Raw genomic sequence first — 15,542 nt, forward strand, 5'->3', positions numbered from 1 at the left:
GACTTACGGAGAATCGAGGAGAAAGCCTCGCGCTTTAGCGCGGGGAGGATGTCAAGCGGTGTCTCAGCCCTCGGGATCGACGGTAACGGCCGTCGCCTCGGCGTCGTACGCGCGGACCACGCGTTCGATCAACCCGTCGAGAGTTCCGGCCGTCGAGAGGTGGCTCGAACAGCCGCAGTCTGACGCGCCGAACCCGTCGACCGGTCCCGCCGGGAGCCGCCGGGCCACTGCACACTCCGCGTCGACGCCGGGCGCGTGGACGACGCGGTCGATCCGGGCAGTCGTCTCGCCGAGCAGGTAGTCGACGTGCCAGTGGCGCACGTCGTGGTCGCTGTGCGCAGTCCGCCGGTGACGACGGACCCGCGAGAACCCGCCGGGACCGAGTGCGCTCCCCGTGTAGGCGTACGCGCCGGCGGGGAACAGATGCTCTCCGAGCGCGCCGACGGACAGCGTGGTCGCCGTCGGGAGTTCGACGAGGAGCGTGTAGGTGCCACCCCCCACGCCAGCCCCCGGATCACCTGCCGTCGACCCGTCGGTCCCCGACACGGCTCACGCCGTCGGCTCCGGCGGTTCGCTCGCCGCCGGTCGTAACGTCCCGACCAGTTCGACAGCCTCCTCGGTGAGGTCGTAGGCGTCGTGGAAGTCGGCGGGGTCGCGGTCGCGGCCGGACAGGACACCGACGGCGCCGGCGATCCGGTCGTAGTTGTCGCGGACGAGCCCCCCGACGATCCCGGGCGTTCCAGCTCGCTCGGCGAGCTCCTCGGCATCGGACCGTCCCGCGTACACGCGCCGTTCGCCGGGGTCGACGAGCACCATCGCGAACGGCCGTGCGCCGAACTGCGCGTCGAGGAACGGACCGACGGGGTCCGCCTCCCACGGCACCGCCTCGACGTCGTCGAGTCGACGGAGCGCGACCGCCGCGATCGAGCAGTACGGGCAGTCACCGTCGAAGATCAACACCGGTGAACCCGTCGTGTCACTCATGGTCGATACTACGTCTCGAGTCGGTTTAAGCGGTTTGCCCCGGCGTCGAACGACCGTGTCTCGCGTCCGAACGGCTCCGCGCGAGCGCCCGAGCCGACTAGTGCGAGTGCCCGAGCGCGTCCTGGAGCGACTGGCCGAACCGCTCCTCGAAGAGCTCCTCCGCGGTCTCGTTCATCTCGGCGATGTCGTCGGGGACGCCGCCCTCGCTGTGGTGGGCGATGACGTGTGCCTGCTGGGCCATCGCCTGAACGATCACGTCCGTGACGACCCGCGTCGACGGCTCGCCCTGTTCGCTCAGCACGTCGACGAGGCCGGCGGGCAGTTCGAACGACTCCTCCTCGCCGTCGGGGCCGGTGACGGTGTAGGTTTCGGTGTCTCCCATACCGACCACTCGCGGTCGGGACATAAGGGTCTGTGGAAACCGTGCTCGTCGCGCGCACGAACGAGGAGAGAATCGCCCTTCGTCCGTGGACGTCGTTCCCTCGGGCGTCGAGCCCTCGAACGTCGTTTCCGCGAGGGTCGCGCCCGCGGGCGTCGTTCACCCGTGAGTGGTGATCGCCCGAACGGAGAAGCCGGAGACGGCGACAGCGAGGAGGTAGATCGCGATCGCGACGACCACGATCGACCCGCCGGAGGGCAGTTCCCCGCCGATCGCGACCGCGAACCCGCCGATCACCGACAGCTGGCCGAATATCACCGACAGGTACGTCGTCTCCCGGAAGCTCCGGGCGACCTGCGAGGCTGCGGCGACGGGAACGACGAGCATCGCCGCCACGAGGATGACGCCGAGCACCTGCATCGCGCCGACGACGACCACGGCGGTCAACACCACGAGCAGCGTGTTGTATCCCGTCACGTTCAACCGGGCGACCCGCGCGGCCTGCTCGTCGAAGGTGATGAAGAGGAGCTGTTTGTACGTGACCGCGACCGCAGAGACGACGACGACGGAGAGCCCGGCCATCAGCCGCGCGCCCTCGACGGTCACCACGCCGAGGCTACCGAAGAGGTAGCCTTCGATGGCGATTCCGGTGAGCCCGCGTCCGTAACTGACGATCAGCGTCCCGATCGCGAAACTCCCGGAGAGCATGATCGCGATGGGTACGTCGCCGTAGGCGTCGGTCCGCTCCGTGAGCCACTGGACGCCGAGCGCGCCGACGATCCCGACGACCAACGCGACGAGGAGCAGCGGGCCGTCCCACCCGGTGACCGCGTTCACGAGGAAGCCGAGCGCGACCCCCGCGAACGCCGTGTGTGCGAGCGTCTCGCCGATCAGCGCCATCTCGCGGTGGACTAAGAAGGTCCCGACGAGCGGGGCGACGACGCCGATCAGCACGCCGGTCGCCATCGACTGCCACATGAACGGGTGTCTGAACACGTTGGTCCCGAACGCGGCGTCCATCCCGCGCCCGACCGAACGGAACCCGGCGTAGAGGTCGCTCGCGACCGGCAGGTCCTGTGCCCAGTAGACGACCACGAACCCGATCATCACGGCGGCGAGGAGGGCCGTGACGGCCACACCCGCGAGCTCGACGGTCCGACGGCGGCCGCCCGTCGTCCCCGTCGCGTCCCCGGTCGCCGTGGTCGGTTCCTCCCCGCTCATGGGTGGTGGTGGTGGACGACCTGTCCGGTCGCGCCGTAGGCGTCCGCCAGGGCGTCGCTCTCGACGAACGACTCGGTGTCCCCGTGGTGGTACAGCTCGGTGTTGATACACGCGACGTGGTCGGCGCGGTCGGTGACGACGCCGATGTCGTGTTCGATCAACACGATCGTGATCCCGTCGTCGTTGAGCCGGTCCAAGAGCGCGTAGAAGGCGTCCCGGGACTCGGCGTCGACGCCGACGGTCGGCTCGTCGAGCGCGAGCAGGTCCGCCTCGCTCGCGAGCGCCCGGGCGATGTACGCGCGCTGGCGCTGGCCGCCCGAGAGCTCGTTCATCAGCCGGTCCGCGAGGTCCACGATGCCGACCGTCTCCATCGCGTTCTCGACCGCCGTCCGGTCGGCCTCCCCGAGCCGGCCGTGTCCGACGTGGGCGAACCGCCCCATCGTGACGCACTCGCGGACGGTGACCGGCATCGCCCCGCCGCGGTTCGTCGCCTGCTGGGAGACGTATCCGATCCGGCTCCCGTCGTCGACCGCCGCTATCGGCCGGTCGAACAGCCTCACGGTCCCCTCGTCGGGGGTGTGAAGCCCCAACATGAGGTGGAGGAGGGTGGTCTTCCCGGAGCCGTTCGGGCCGACGAGTCCGAGGAAGTCGCCCGCCTCGACGGTGATCGAGACGTCTCTCACGGCGACGGTGTCACCGTACGCGAACGTCACGTCCTCGAGTTCGATGACTGGATCCACGTCCTGTGGCGACGATCGGTCCCCCGAAGGTTTAGCTCTTCCATTCGCTCCGGCGAACTGCTCGATGGACGTCACTCGACGCCGAGCGCGCGTCCGAAGGCGGGGACGTTGACCTCGAGCATCTGTTCACGGTAGCCGTAGCCCGCCTCGTTCCACTCCCGGGTCGACCCCCCGACGGGCGTCACCGCCATCGTCTCGCTCGCGTCGCTGTTCTCGACGATCGTCTCCGCGAGGTTCGACGACTCGAAGCGGTCGTACAACACCACGTCGATCCCGTTCCCGTCGACGACCTCGATCGTGTCGGAGATGTCGCTCCCGCTCGGCTCGTTCTGCGGCGATACGCCGACGGGCGAGTGGATCTCGATGCCGTAGCGCTCCGAGAGGTACTGGAAGGAGTCGTGACCGGCGAGCACGACGACGTCCCGATCGGCGTCGTCGACCAGCGTGGAGAACGCCTCGTCGACCTCGTCGAGCTCCGACTTGTACGCCTCGGCGTTTTCCGCGTAGTCGTCGGCGTTGTCCGGGTCGACGTCGCCTAGCCCGCTCGCGATCGTGTCGACTACCTCCCTCGCGAGGACCGGATCGAGCCAGACGTGCGGGTCGATCTCGTCCCCGTGGTCGTGTTCTTCCTCGTCGTCGTGTTCTTCCTCGTCGTGGTCGTCTCCGTCGTCGTGTCCTTCCTCCTCGTGCGACTCCTGGCCGTGGTCCCACGCGAGCAACGCCTCGTCGAGCCCGCCCAGTCCGTCGATGACGGCCACGTCATCGTAGTCCGACTCCAGCGTCGACGCGAGGTCCTGCGCCCAGGTGAACTCCGGGCTGTCGAAGTACACGAACGCGTCGCTGGAGGCGACCTCCGCAGTGAGGTTCCCGCTCGGCTCCCACCCGTGTCCCAGTTGTCCCACGTCCACCGGGTTCGTGAACGTCGCGTGGTCGCCGGCGATCCGGCTCGCCCAGTCGTAGAGGGGGAAGAACATCGCGTAGCCGGAGTCGAGCCCCTCGGCCCCTCCACTCCCACCCGCTCCGTCGTCGGTGCCCGCTCCGCCGTCCACACCGGCACAGCCGGCGAGGGATCCGACGGTGCCGACGCCGAGGAGGCCGGCGCTTCGCCGTAACACGGACCTGCGTGTGTCGTCCATACTCACCGATCGGAGCGGTTAATACAAATATCTTATTATTTCACAAGCCGTGTTTAATAATTTGGTTCGGATACGGGCCGTCGAGTTAACAACGGCCGACGGGAACGCTCGTCACTCCGCGTCGAACGCTCGATCGAGGGCGTTCGCGCGCGCCTCCCACGTCTCTCTGGAGAGTCGGGCCTCGGGGGCGAACGTCTCGTAGGCGTGGTATGCGCCGGGCCAGAGGTGGAACTCCGTTTCGACGCCGTTGCCGAGCAGTCGCTCGGCGTACGCGCGCGTCTCGTCCCGGAAGACGTCGTGGGTCCCGATGTCGAGGTACGTCGGCGGCAGTCCCGAGAGGTCGTCGACCCGCCCGGGCGCGGCGTACGGCGGGAGGTCGTCCGCGCCGCTCAACTCGCCGAGATACGCCTCCCAGGCGCGGAGGTTCATCCCGCGGTCCCAGATCCCGACGTCGGTGACCTGTCGGCTCGACTCGGTGTCGTTCCGGTCGTCCAACATCGGGTAGATCAGGTGCTGGTGACACAGCTCGGGTCCGTCCCCGTCTCGCGCGCGGAGCGCCACAGCCGCCGACAGCCCCCCGCCGGCGCTCTGCCCGCCGATCGCGACCCGGGAGGGGTCCACCCCGAGGTCCGCGGCGTTCGCCGTGACCCACTCCAGCCCGGCGAAGCAGTCGTCGACCGGGGCTGGATAGGGGTGTTCGGGTGCGAGTCGGTAGTCGACCGAGACCACGACGCAACCGACCTCGTCGGCGAGCCGTTCACACGTGGGGTCGTCCTGGTCGAGGTCTCCCAGTACCATGCCGCCGCCGTGGATCCAGTAGAGACACGGAAGGGGGTCGTCGGTATCGGTCCCGGCGTCGACCGGACGATAGATCCGGAGCGGGAGGTCCCGCTCCGCGGTCGGCCCGGGAACCGTTAGGTCCTCGGACTCCACGTCGGGACGATCGGGCATCTCGGCGAGCATCGTCTCCAGCAACTCCGTCATTCGCTCGCGCGTGGCGGGCAGGTCGTCGAAGTCGACGACGTTCGCGAGGAGGAACTCGTCGGGGATCTCCTCGAGGGTGGCCGACAGCTCCGGATCCATCGGTGGCAGGTCTCGTGCCATGCTACCCATCGACGTGCTACTGCGATAAACGACAGGATCGATGGGGACGCTCCCGTCAGGGTTCGGTCAGGTCAACGACCGTCGCGTCCGCCAGGTCGGCCAGGCGGTCGGGCGCGATCGGGAACACCGCGCTCGGCGTTCCCGCGGCGCCGTACACCGTCTCGAACGCCTCGAGCGCCGGGTCCATCACCGTCGGAACCGTCTCGTCGTGACAGATCGGCGGGACGCCGCCGATGCTCCAGCCGATCACCTCGCGGATCCGTTCGGGATCGCCCATGACGGCCGACGACGCGCCGAAGTGCTCGGCGACGGCGTCCAAATCGAGCCGGTTCGCCCCGCTCGTGATCGCGGCGACGAGGTCGTCCGGCGAAGCCCGATTGCCGGAGACGCGTCGCGCCCCGGCGTCGCTATCACGGTCGCTGTCGGACAGCTCGACGACGATGGTCGAGGCGATCGCCGCCGTCTCACAGCCGACCGCCTCCGCGGCGGCGGCCGCGGTCTTCGTGCTCGCGTCGAACTCCAAGACCTCGACGTCGACGCCGTACCGATCGTGTGCGCGCTCCGCGAACTCCGAGGCTCGCTGATGCATGACCGATCCGGCGCGGTGGCGGCCCATCAACCTCCCGGATGCGGTAGAGATCGGCGAGGCCGGAAGCAGTCGTCGACCGCCCGAACAACGTATTTGCTCTCGAAACCTGTGTGTCGTATGTCACCTACGAGACGAGGCTATCTGTGGGGCGTCTGTGGGCCCGCGTCCCTCGCCGGTCTCGCCGGCTGTGCCGTCCCCGCACCCACCGCGTCCAACCGCGACGACGGCGACGGCGACGGGCCCCCGGACGGGAACGGAACCGACTCCGGCGGCACCCGCCCGCCGGGGACCGGTGGTCCCGGGGTCACCGTCGTCTCCGTCGACGGGGACCTCGAGCTCCCGATCGACCCGACGGTCGACGTCGTCCGCGAGGCCGCCACGTCCGAGTCCCCGCCACGGCTCCGGACGACGCTGACCAACACGGGCGACGATCGGGTCCGGATCGGCGAGGGGCGAGCGGTCCACTTCGAGTACGTCACGGACGACTCCGGACTACTGCTCCTCCTCCCGCCCGCGGACTGGTACCCCGCCGAGCCCGACTGCTGGCGGCTCACGGAGGGTATCGCCGTCACCGAGGAGTACCGGACGTTCGAGGTCGACGCCGGCGCGTCGAGTAGCCGCGTCGTCGACCTCTACGCGACCCCCGAGGCGGACGGCTGTCTCCCGGTCGGGGAGTTCCGGTTCGAGACGACCGTCGCGGTCGTGTCCTCCGACGCCGAATCGCTCTCGTCGGGTCGGTGGGGGTTCACGGTTCTGCTGGAGTAGACGCCCCACGGCGAGGGGCCGCCGCCACCGACTCCCTCACCGGGTCCGCAGTTCGTCCTTGTCCTTGATCACGCGGGCGTCGCCCTCCCCGGAGGTCACTTCGTTGACGAGCTCGTAGAGGTCGTTCTGTAACCCGGCGGGGAAGGTGAGCACGCCGACCCACGAGCCGTCGTTCTGCCACTCCTCGCGCTCGAGGTCGCCGAACTCCCTGACCTGTGCCTGGCCCGAGCCCGCGTACTCCGGGGGGAGTTGAACCGCCATCGTCACCTCCTCGAACCGGATCGGGATGACCGGACGTAGCGCCTCGAGCGCGTCGTCGACCTGGTTTTCGACGGGTTCCATCGGGTCGATCTGGAAACCCGCCTCCTCCAACGCGCGCTCGATCCGCTCGGGCGGGTGCGGCGAGTCGTCCATCTGTGGGTTGACGGCGTTGCGCGTGATGGTGGTGACGAGCCCTCTGTGCTTCCGTTCTTGCATCTCCTCGCGCTGCTCGGCAGTGATCTGGATCTCTCCTCTGTCGACCACCTGCGGGATGATCTCCAGGGGATCCGTCGTCCCGAAGACGGTCTCTAAGTCCTCCTCGGCGGGCCGGTCGCCACGTGAGGCGTTCTCGAAGACGTCCTCGGCGGCGATCACGTCCTCCAACTCGCCCTCGAACTCCCCACGTTTCATCGCCAGCGCGGCGTCCGGGTCGATGAGCACCTCGAATCGCTCCCCGTGTGACTCCAACCGAGCGGTCACGGCCTCGTCGAGTGATATCATACGTGAGCGTACCCACCCCATCAGTAAAAAGCCTCCCGCGCACCCGCTGTTCGCTCCCGGCTATCGATTCCCTCCCTCGCGACACGCCTCCCCACAGAAGTGGCGTCGTTCGACCGTCCCGTTCTCCACCCGCGTCACCGTCCGTCGGCCGACGCCGAACGCCGGTTCCCCGCAGTTCTCACACCGCGGCGCGGACGCATCGTCGTCCTCGCCGAGGTCCGATGTCGGGTCCACCATACGACCTCCCTCGGGCTGTACACACTTGAACCCGGCAAGCCCGGCAGTTCTGGCCGGTCGGGATCGCGGGCGTGTCGTGAGGCGGGACGACGGAGCCGCCTCACTCGTCGGCTCCGGTCGGGTGGGCCACGTCGATCTCGACGTTCGGTTCCGGGTCGCGGATCGTCCGCTCGCGGCCGTCGGGCCAGCGCACGACGACGCGCTCCGGGTCGGCCCCGCCCAGCCCGAAGTGTGCGACCGGCTCGGTCTGACAGAGGTAGCCGCCGCCGGCGTCGATCACCCGCCGTTGGATCCCGCCGTCGACGTGGAGCCTCACGGTCGCACCCCGGGCCGGCGCGCCCTGCGGCGTCGTCGGACGGACGCGGATCCACCCGTTCTCGGCCGCGCCAGGGACGGCGAACACCGAGATCGGCTGGGCGGCCACCTCGCCGTGAACGACGACGAGCTCGAGGACGCCGTCCCCGTCGAGGTCGGCCGCGACCGCCCCCGTCCCGAACCCCGTCGGTTCGGCGGCAGTCCCGACGTCGCCGGGGGCCCAGCGCGGCCCGGGCTCGTCGGCGTTCCCGCCGGTCGGATCGACCCGCTCGAACAGCCGGCTCGCCTCGCCGAACCCGTTACAGAACAGCTCCTGTCGCCCGTCGTTGTCGAAGTCGGCGGCGACGACCGATCGGACGCTCTCGGCAGCACACAGTTCCGGCGGGGCGGCGTCGCGGTACTCCCCCGACGCGTCGGGCCTGAGCAGCCGGCTCCGACCCTCCCAGTTGCCGACCGCGAGCGCGAACGTCCCGTCCTCGTCGACCAGCGCGACCCCCCGGGCGTCGCCCTCGGGGTCCGCGAGTGCCGGGCCGCCGTCGACCGGCTCGAAGTGACCCCGCCGGTTGCGGAACAGCCGGTTCGCCCCCCGTTCGACGCCGACGAACAGGTCGGTTCCGGGCGATCGGAGCGGGCCGGGAAGCAGCGAGCGACAGCCGTCCTCGACGTCGAGCCCGACCGCGTCTGCCATGTCGGATGCCTCGCCGTCGTCGCCCAGTTCGTAGAAGGCCAGCGGTGCGCCGTAGCTGGCGACGGCGACGCCGTACCGGCCGGTGCCGAACCGGTCGAGCGCGGCGACCGACCGGCCCGCGCGGAAGTTGAGCCGGTCGGCGTTGACGGGGAGCGCGAACGTGTCCGTCCAGCGGTACCGGTCCGCCTCCAGCCGGTCCAAGAGGAGGTCCGAGTCGCCGGCGACGCCGACGCTGTTGGCGCAGTTGTGGACGTAGATCTCCTCACAGCCGTCGGCGTCGACGTCGGCCGCACACACGCCCATCGCGTGTCTGTCGCCGTCGGCGACGATCCCACAGGCTGTGTCGGCGAAGCGATACTCCCTTCCGCCGTCCCCGTCGTCCCGATCGCTCCGGCCGTTCTCCCCGTGGTCACGGGCGTACAGCCGGTTCGGCTCCCCGTACCCGGCCACGAACACGAGCGGCCCGTCCCGTCCCGGGGTCACGGCGATACCGTACCCACGAACCGGGTCGGCGTCGGCGAGCAGGTCGGAACGGTCCGCGAACATGGCCGCCCGTCACCGCCCGGGGGTAATGAACTCACGGGTTGGACACTCCCCTCGAACCGTTCGTTCGAGAGGGACCGGGTCCGTCTGTCAACCGCCCGTCGTCGACAGGTTCCGCCTGATGTACCGACGGATGGCCCGCAGTCGGTCCGGATCGAACGTCCAGACGCCGCGCCAGAGCCGCGGCTCCGTCTCCACCGCGAGCAGGCCGATGCCGCCGTTCGCGCCGCGTTCCAGATCGGACCCCGCGTCGACGACCTTCGGACCGTCGGTCGGTTCGAAGACGACGAACCAGCTGTCGGTGAAGTCCGTGGTTCGTCCCGCGTGGATCGTCGCCTCGAGGTCCCCCGGCGGGTCGTCGGGGACGCCGTAGAGGTGCGCGTCCACCCCGCCGTCGGCGACGCGCTCGTAGACGCGACGCGTCCCGAGTTCGTCCTCGAGCCGGGAGAGCCGCTGGAACGACGAGTAGAGGGTCCCGTCGCCGGCCGTCAGCGCGGCACGCTCGATGAACCGCGAGATGGTGACCAAGAGCAGTTTCTGTCGGTTCGACTCGGGATACCCCCGCAGGGTGAAGACCGTGTCGTCGAGCCCGGTTATCACCGGCGGCAACCGGAGGTCGTCGAGCCCGCGCGCCCCCGTGGTGTACAGGTCCGTGTTCACGAACAGCAGGGTCTCGCCGAGCTCCTCGAGCGTCGAGCCGGCGACGACCTCCTCGCCGTCGAGGAGCAACACGAGGTTCTCGGCGTCGTCGGCGCGGTCGCCGTCGAACGAAACCGCGTCGTTCTCACGAAGCACGGTCGGATCGACGAACACGTCGTCGACCGGCGCGTTCGCGGCTTCGCCACCGTCGTTTCGGAGGAACCGCTCGGACACGTGGACGGCGTCGTCGAACGTATCGACGAGCATGTTCCGAACCGGCTCGGGATCGGTCCGGTTGACGACGACGATCGATCGATCCGTGCCCCCGAAACGGTCGAGGAGCTGTCCCAACGTCACCGTATCCGCGCTACTACGCTTCGAGTCATAAACGTTGGTCGCCCGGTATCAATACCGAAAATCGGTGGACGACAGGGCCGACGGGGGACCTTCGACGACCGGTTCGGACGACGTCCGTCAGGCGACGACGGTCTCTTCGAGCAACTGGAGCGGGTGCTCGATCTCGTAGCCGGTGCCGTGTTCCATCTGCATCGCACAGGTGGGACACTCCGTCATCCCCACGTCGCCCTCAGCGTGCTCCATGTGCTCGAACATCTCCTCGCCGATCTGCATCGACTTGTCGTACTTCTCGCTCTTCCAGCCGTACGTGCCCGATATCCCCGAACACGAGTCGCCGACGTCCTCCAGCTTCACCCCGTCGACGTCGCGGAACGTCTCGACGGCCTGGCGGGCGAGCCCCTGGTTGCGGGCGTGACACGGCGCGTGGTACGCGAACTCGCGTTCGTCGTCGGGACCGCCGCTCTCGGCGAGCGCGCCGTCCAGGTCCTCGTGGATCCGCAGGTACTCCAGTGCCTCGAAGGTGTGCTCGGAGAGGTCCTCGATCCCGTGGATGTCGAACAGTTCGGGGTACTCCTGGCGGAGCGACATCGAACAGGAGGTACACGACGCGATCACGTCCGCGCCGTCGCCGATCGCGGCGACGAGGTTCTCGACGTTGGTCTCGGCGTGGCGGCGCGCGTCCTTCAACATCCCGTTCGCGAACATCGGCGTCCCCGAGCACTTCTGCGGGGGAACCATCACCTCGTAGCCGAAGTGCTCGTAGACCCGCACCATCGCCTTCCCGACCTCCGGCGTGTTGTAGTTGGAGTAACAGCCGTGGAAGTACGCCACGCGCTTGTCCGGGTTCTCCACCTGTGCCCCGCCGCGGTCGCGCCACCACTCGCGGAACGTCTGCGTCGCGAACTCGGGGAACTCCCGTTCTCTGGGGATCCCGAGCACCTTGTCCATCGCCCAGCGGGCGGGCCCGAAGTTCATCGCGAACGAAGAGAGCCGCGGAACCATGCTCGCCAGCTGTGCCGAGGTCCGGTAGTTCGCGAGGATCCGGTTGCGGACGTACTCCACCGAGAGCTTCTCCATCTGCGCTTCCACGAACTGGCCGCGCGCCTCGTTGTGCATCTGCGAGAGCGGTACCGAGGAGGGACACGCGTCGTCACACCGCATGCAGTTCGAACACGAGGTGATCGACTCGTCGATGTCGTGGTCGTCCTTTCGCTTGAGCCGCCACTGCTCGGGCCCCTGGAACTTCGGTCCCGGGAACTCGTCGTCGACCTCCGCGACCGGACACGACGTATCACAAGACGTACACTTGTAACAGGAGTCGGCCCCGTCGCGTAAGTCGAGGTCACCCTCGGGGAACACGTCGATGGGGTCGTAGGCGTCGGGGTCGAGGTCGGTCGAGTCGCTACCGCCGGTCGCGCTCTCGACGCCCCCGTCGGTCGCGGTCCGCGGGTCGCTCGCCCCCCCGTCCCCGCTTCCGGTAGCCTCGGCCTCGGGTTCGTCGTCGTCCGGCACGAATATCGCCGGCCGTTCGTCGCGGCCGAGGTCGGGAACGCCCGGCCGTGAGCGGGTTCCGTCCGCCGTATCACTGTGTCGTTCGTCCGCCGTATCACTGTGTCGTTCGTCCGCCGTATCACCGTGTCGTTCGTCCCTTGCGTCACCGTGTCGTTCGGTACCGTCGCTTCCACTCGCCTCGTCGCCGTCGTCTCCTGTGTGTCGTGTCATTGCTGAACCTCCCGTGCAGCCTCCCGACCGGCCACGAGGCCGGTCGCGAGCGAGACGCCGCTCGCCGATTTCTCCCGTGCCACGTCCGCGCCGCCGACGACGCCGCCGGCGACACGGACGTTGTCGTACGCTATCTCCCCCACAGCGTCGAGCGGGCGGAGCCGGTCGTCCGGCCGTACCCCGAACCGCGCGTACGGCTGTTCGCCGAACGCGTCGTCGACGAACCACTCGTAGCGGTCCGACGGCTGGGGTACGTGGAGGTCGAGGACCGGTTCACGGACGCCCCCGCGGTCCGAGTCGAGCCCCTTCCCGACCAGCCCGCCGGTCGCGAGCACCACGGCCTCCGCGCCGTACGGCACTTTCGACCCCTTCCGGTCCATCACGAGGTGATCGATCCGGCCGTCGCCGTCGGTTTCGTACCCGACCGCCGGCGTCCCCGTCTCGAAGCGGACCCCGGCGTCGTCGAGCGCGTCGTACAGCAGGTCCTCGAGCCGCAGTCCCGGCAGGCTCGGCGGGCCCATCGGGACCTCGAAGACGTCCGCGCCGAGCCGGTCCGCGAGGTCGGATCTGACCTCCGCCGAGCGGTCGTCGCCGAGGAACGCGGGGAAGCCGACCCGCTCGACGCGGTCGACGCCGCCCTCGTCGTCGACGACGTCGTGGAGGTGCGGGCCGACCGCCTTCGCGAGCGCCTCGCGGGCCGGCGTCCCGTCGATCGCCTCGTCGCGGTCGAGCGCCTTCGCGAACCGGGTCGTCTTGGCGTCCGCCCGGAACGCTTCGGCGAACTCCACCTCCACGCCCGCGACGTCGAACGGGACGCCCGCTGCCCGCAACCGGTCCGCGAACGCCCGCGCGTCGTACTCGGTGAGCGAGCGGAACCCCACGATCAGCGCCGGTCGGTCGTCGCTCGCGACCGCGGCCGCAGCCGCTTCGGGATACCGTGCCGTCGGCTTCACGCTCCCGCCGAACGTCGGAACCAGCGCGTTCCGGTCCGTGTGCCCGCCCAGGTACGCGTCGCCGACGAGGTCGTCGAACAGGTCCAGGCCCTCCCGGAGCGCGTCCGCGCCGACGAGCCGGTACGGGTGGTCCTCCGGGAGCCGATCGATCGCCTCGAAGGGGTCGGAGAGCGGCCCCTCGGGGTCGGGCCACTCGTCGGGGTCGAGGTTCCGACCCGCGGTCGGCGGCCCCTCCCGTAGCGGCTTCGCCGGCTGGGTCGCGGGGAGGTACCCGAGCGCGTCGATCAGTCCGGAGGCCTGCCGAAGCGTGCTCGCCTTGTGCGAGACGAGTCGGACGTCCGCCCCCTCGCGTGCAGCCGCGATCGCGGCCGTTATCCCCGCGAGCCCGCCGCCGACGACGAGGACCTCGCTATCGATCGCCATCGGTCCCTCCGTCGGTCGCGTCGGGACCCGCGGTCGCACCCGGATCCCCGGTCGCGTCGAGCCCGCCGTCCGTCGCCGTGGCACCGGCCGGCGAGTCGTCCGATCCGGATCCGCTGGCGGGTTCGGTCGCCGGATCGGGGCCCGCATCGAACGCGCCGAAGTCGACGTCGGCGTCGGTCGTCGCCGGGTCGCCGTCGCGGTTCATCGTGGTGGCGTGGAGCAGGTGGTTCAACATCGCCTGCGAGAGCTGCCGGCCCCACAGCGCGTGTCGCTGGCCCTTCCAGCGCTCCTGATAGAGTTCGTCCTCCGCGTCGCGGACCACCGGCCCGGGATACTCCCGTGCCAACTCCGACGCGATCCGGTGGGTACAGAAGCCGCCCTGGCAGTTGCCCATCGAGGCACGGGTTCGGATCCGGACCGCGTTCAGGTCCGAGCCCGCCTCGTCGATCGCGTTCCGGACCTCCGCGCGGGTGACGCCCTCGCACTCGCAGACGACGGGGTTCGGGTCGGTCCCGGAGAGCACGTCGTCGGTCCGGGAGCCGAGCCGCTGGGCGGACCGGCGGCCGATCGGGGACCGGATCCCGAACTCCTCCATGTAGTCGCGCAGGACGCTGAAGTCCTCGGAGCCGGGAAGCGGCACGTCGGCGGTGTCGCAGTCGGCGTCGTGGTCGAGCTTCTCACAGACGTGGTCGGTGATCGACTCGGCCATCATCCGGTAGGTCGTGAGCTTCCCGCCGACGATGCTCGTCATGCCGGGGAGGTCGTCGCGCACGGCGTGGTCGAGCAGGAAGTAGTCGCGGGTGATGTCCGTGGGGTCGTCGGTGCCGGTTCCGGGCGGCTCGTACAACGGACGCACGCCCCAGAACGAGCGGAGCGTCCGGGCGTCCTTCAATGCGGGAACCAGCTCCGAGAGCGTCTCGATCATCAGATCGACCTCCCACTCCTCCTCGGGGTAGTCCTCGGGGTCGTCGACCTCCTCGTCGGTCGTCCCGAGGATACAGGCGGTCTCGTGGGGGACGACGATGTCGGCGTCGCCCTTGGGTCGACACCGGTTGATAACAGTGTCGACCTGCCGGGTGTTCATCACGGTCATCACGCCCTTCGAGGGGCGGACCTCCACGTCGACACCGGCCATCTCGCCGATCTGGCCGGCCCACGCCCCGGTCGCGTTGACGACGTAGCGCGCGTAGATCTCTTCGGTCGTCCCCGGCTCGCGGTGGACGCGTTTGCCCGGGCCGCTGTCGTGTTCGATCTCGACGCCGACCACCTCGCCGTCTTCGACGAGCACGTCCGTCACCGCCGCGTGGGTCTCGACGCGAGCGCCGTGTTCCCGGGCGTCGACGGCGTTGGCGACACAGAGCCGGAAGGGGTCGACCGCCCCGTCGGGGACGACGATGGCCTTCTCGACGTCGCGCGCGAGGTACGGCTCTCGCTGACGGGCCTCCTCGCCGTCGATCACCTCCGCCGGGATGTCGCACGCGCGACACCCCTCGAGTTTCTCCTGGAAGTACTCCTCGGAGTCCTCGGGACGCTTGACGAACATCCCGCCCGTCTCCTCGACGCAGTGGCCGGCGATGTCGCGTAGCACCCGGTTCTCCTCGATACACTCGCGCGCGCTCTTCTGGTCGGAGACGGCGTATCGCCCGCCGCTGTGGAGGAGCCCGTGCATCCGCCCGGTCGTCCCGTGCGTGAGGTTCCCCTTCTCGACGAGGACCGCGTCGAGCCCCCGGCGCGCGAGGTCCCGTATGACGCCGCAGCCGGTCGACCCCCCACCGACGACGACGACGTCCACTTGATCGTCCATGTCATAGCGCTTGGACCGGGTACACTTTACTTTATCTCCTGGGAGGGACAGATCATAACTATCAGGGATATTCATATACGGTTCCCGCCGGATCCTGCGATAGTTTTATATACTACCCTTTTTCATGCGAACTGATTCCCGGATTTTAACAGGAAGATTATTATGGTAGTACATTATGTTC

The 15,542-nt window shown here is 69.2% G+C and carries 16 protein-coding genes; 1 reads left to right on the forward strand and 15 read right to left on the reverse strand.

Annotated elements, in window-relative coordinates; all coding sequences use genetic code 11:
• Nucleotides 1–63: 63 nt before the first annotated feature.
• From DQW50_RS05115 to DQW50_RS05150, 8 genes are all read right to left on the reverse strand, one after another.
• Nucleotides 64–546, reverse strand: a complete 483-nt coding sequence (locus DQW50_RS05115) for a DUF123 domain-containing protein (RefSeq protein WP_241964344.1) — start codon at nucleotides 544–546, stop codon at nucleotides 64–66.
• A gap of 3 nt (nucleotides 547–549) precedes the next feature.
• On the reverse strand, nucleotides 550–984 hold the full coding sequence (locus DQW50_RS05120; protein ID WP_112078222.1) for a DUF393 domain-containing protein: 435 nt from the start codon (nucleotides 982–984) through the stop codon (nucleotides 550–552).
• Nucleotides 985–1,081: 97 nt separating this feature from the next.
• Entirely contained in the window at nucleotides 1,082–1,366 is a 285-nt protein-coding gene (locus DQW50_RS05125) for a hypothetical protein (protein WP_112078223.1), read from the reverse strand.
• A gap of 156 nt (nucleotides 1,367–1,522) precedes the next feature.
• Nucleotides 1,523–2,584 carry a metal ABC transporter permease gene (locus DQW50_RS05130; protein ID WP_112078224.1) on the reverse strand — a complete coding sequence of 354 codons (1,062 nt, stop codon included), beginning with the start codon at nucleotides 2,582–2,584 and terminating at the stop codon, nucleotides 1,523–1,525.
• On the reverse strand, nucleotides 2,581–3,324 hold the full coding sequence (locus DQW50_RS05135) for a metal ABC transporter ATP-binding protein (protein ID WP_112078225.1): 744 nt from the start codon (nucleotides 3,322–3,324) through the stop codon (nucleotides 2,581–2,583). The genes DQW50_RS05130 and DQW50_RS05135 overlap by 4 nt, the downstream gene beginning before the upstream one ends.
• A gap of 71 nt (nucleotides 3,325–3,395) precedes the next feature.
• Entirely contained in the window at nucleotides 3,396–4,460 is a 1,065-nt protein-coding gene (locus DQW50_RS05140; protein ID WP_112078226.1) for a metal ABC transporter solute-binding protein, Zn/Mn family, read from the reverse strand.
• A 111-nt stretch (nucleotides 4,461–4,571) separates the two neighbouring features.
• On the reverse strand, nucleotides 4,572–5,564 hold the full coding sequence (locus DQW50_RS05145; protein ID WP_112078227.1) for an alpha/beta hydrolase: 993 nt from the start codon (nucleotides 5,562–5,564) through the stop codon (nucleotides 4,572–4,574).
• A gap of 55 nt (nucleotides 5,565–5,619) precedes the next feature.
• Nucleotides 5,620–6,153, reverse strand: coding sequence for a YbaK/EbsC family protein (locus tag DQW50_RS05150; protein ID WP_112078228.1), 534 nt, complete (start codon nucleotides 6,151–6,153; stop codon nucleotides 5,620–5,622).
• Between the two features lie 117 nt (nucleotides 6,154–6,270).
• Here DQW50_RS05150 and DQW50_RS05155 point away from each other — a divergent pair, with 117 nt between their 5' ends.
• Nucleotides 6,271–6,918, forward strand: a complete 648-nt coding sequence (locus DQW50_RS05155) for a hypothetical protein (RefSeq protein WP_112078229.1) — start codon at nucleotides 6,271–6,273, stop codon at nucleotides 6,916–6,918.
• Between the two features lie 36 nt (nucleotides 6,919–6,954).
• On the opposite strand, the gene DQW50_RS05160 is transcribed toward DQW50_RS05155, so the two are convergent.
• The 7 genes from DQW50_RS05160 to glpA all read right to left on the reverse strand — a co-directional run bounded on the left by DQW50_RS05160 (nucleotide 6,955) and on the right by glpA (nucleotide 15,361).
• Nucleotides 6,955–7,680, reverse strand: a complete 726-nt coding sequence (locus DQW50_RS05160) for a ribosome assembly factor SBDS (protein WP_112078230.1) — start codon at nucleotides 7,678–7,680, stop codon at nucleotides 6,955–6,957.
• A gap of 60 nt (nucleotides 7,681–7,740) precedes the next feature.
• Entirely contained in the window at nucleotides 7,741–7,917 is a 177-nt protein-coding gene (locus DQW50_RS18110) for a hypothetical protein (RefSeq protein WP_198664614.1), read from the reverse strand.
• Between the two features lie 100 nt (nucleotides 7,918–8,017).
• Nucleotides 8,018–9,466, reverse strand: coding sequence for a CRTAC1 family protein (locus DQW50_RS05165; RefSeq protein ID WP_112078231.1), 1,449 nt, complete (start codon nucleotides 9,464–9,466; stop codon nucleotides 8,018–8,020).
• 87 nt (nucleotides 9,467–9,553) lie between these two features.
• Nucleotides 9,554–10,459 carry a hypothetical protein gene (locus DQW50_RS05170; RefSeq protein ID WP_112078232.1) on the reverse strand — a complete coding sequence of 302 codons (906 nt, stop codon included), beginning with the start codon at nucleotides 10,457–10,459 and terminating at the stop codon, nucleotides 9,554–9,556.
• 117 nt (nucleotides 10,460–10,576) lie between these two features.
• Complete coding sequence (locus DQW50_RS05175; RefSeq protein WP_112078233.1) at nucleotides 10,577–12,181, reverse strand: anaerobic glycerol-3-phosphate dehydrogenase subunit C; 1,605 nt, start codon at nucleotides 12,179–12,181, stop codon at nucleotides 10,577–10,579.
• On the reverse strand, nucleotides 12,178–13,557 hold the full coding sequence (glpB, locus tag DQW50_RS05180; protein WP_112078319.1) for a glycerol-3-phosphate dehydrogenase subunit GlpB: 1,380 nt from the start codon (nucleotides 13,555–13,557) through the stop codon (nucleotides 12,178–12,180). Before glpB ends, DQW50_RS05175 begins: the two co-directional genes overlap by 4 nt.
• Nucleotides 13,544–15,361 (reverse strand): anaerobic glycerol-3-phosphate dehydrogenase subunit GlpA, encoded by a 1,818-nt coding sequence (gene glpA, locus DQW50_RS05185; RefSeq protein WP_112078234.1) that lies wholly within the window; start codon nucleotides 15,359–15,361, stop codon nucleotides 13,544–13,546. The genes glpB and glpA overlap by 14 nt, the downstream gene beginning before the upstream one ends.
• Nucleotides 15,362–15,542: the final 181 nt, after the last annotated feature.

Source organism: Halorubrum sp. 48-1-W (assembly GCF_003287355.1).
Taxonomy (GTDB): Archaea; Halobacteriota; Halobacteria; order Halobacteriales; family Haloferacaceae; genus Halorubrum.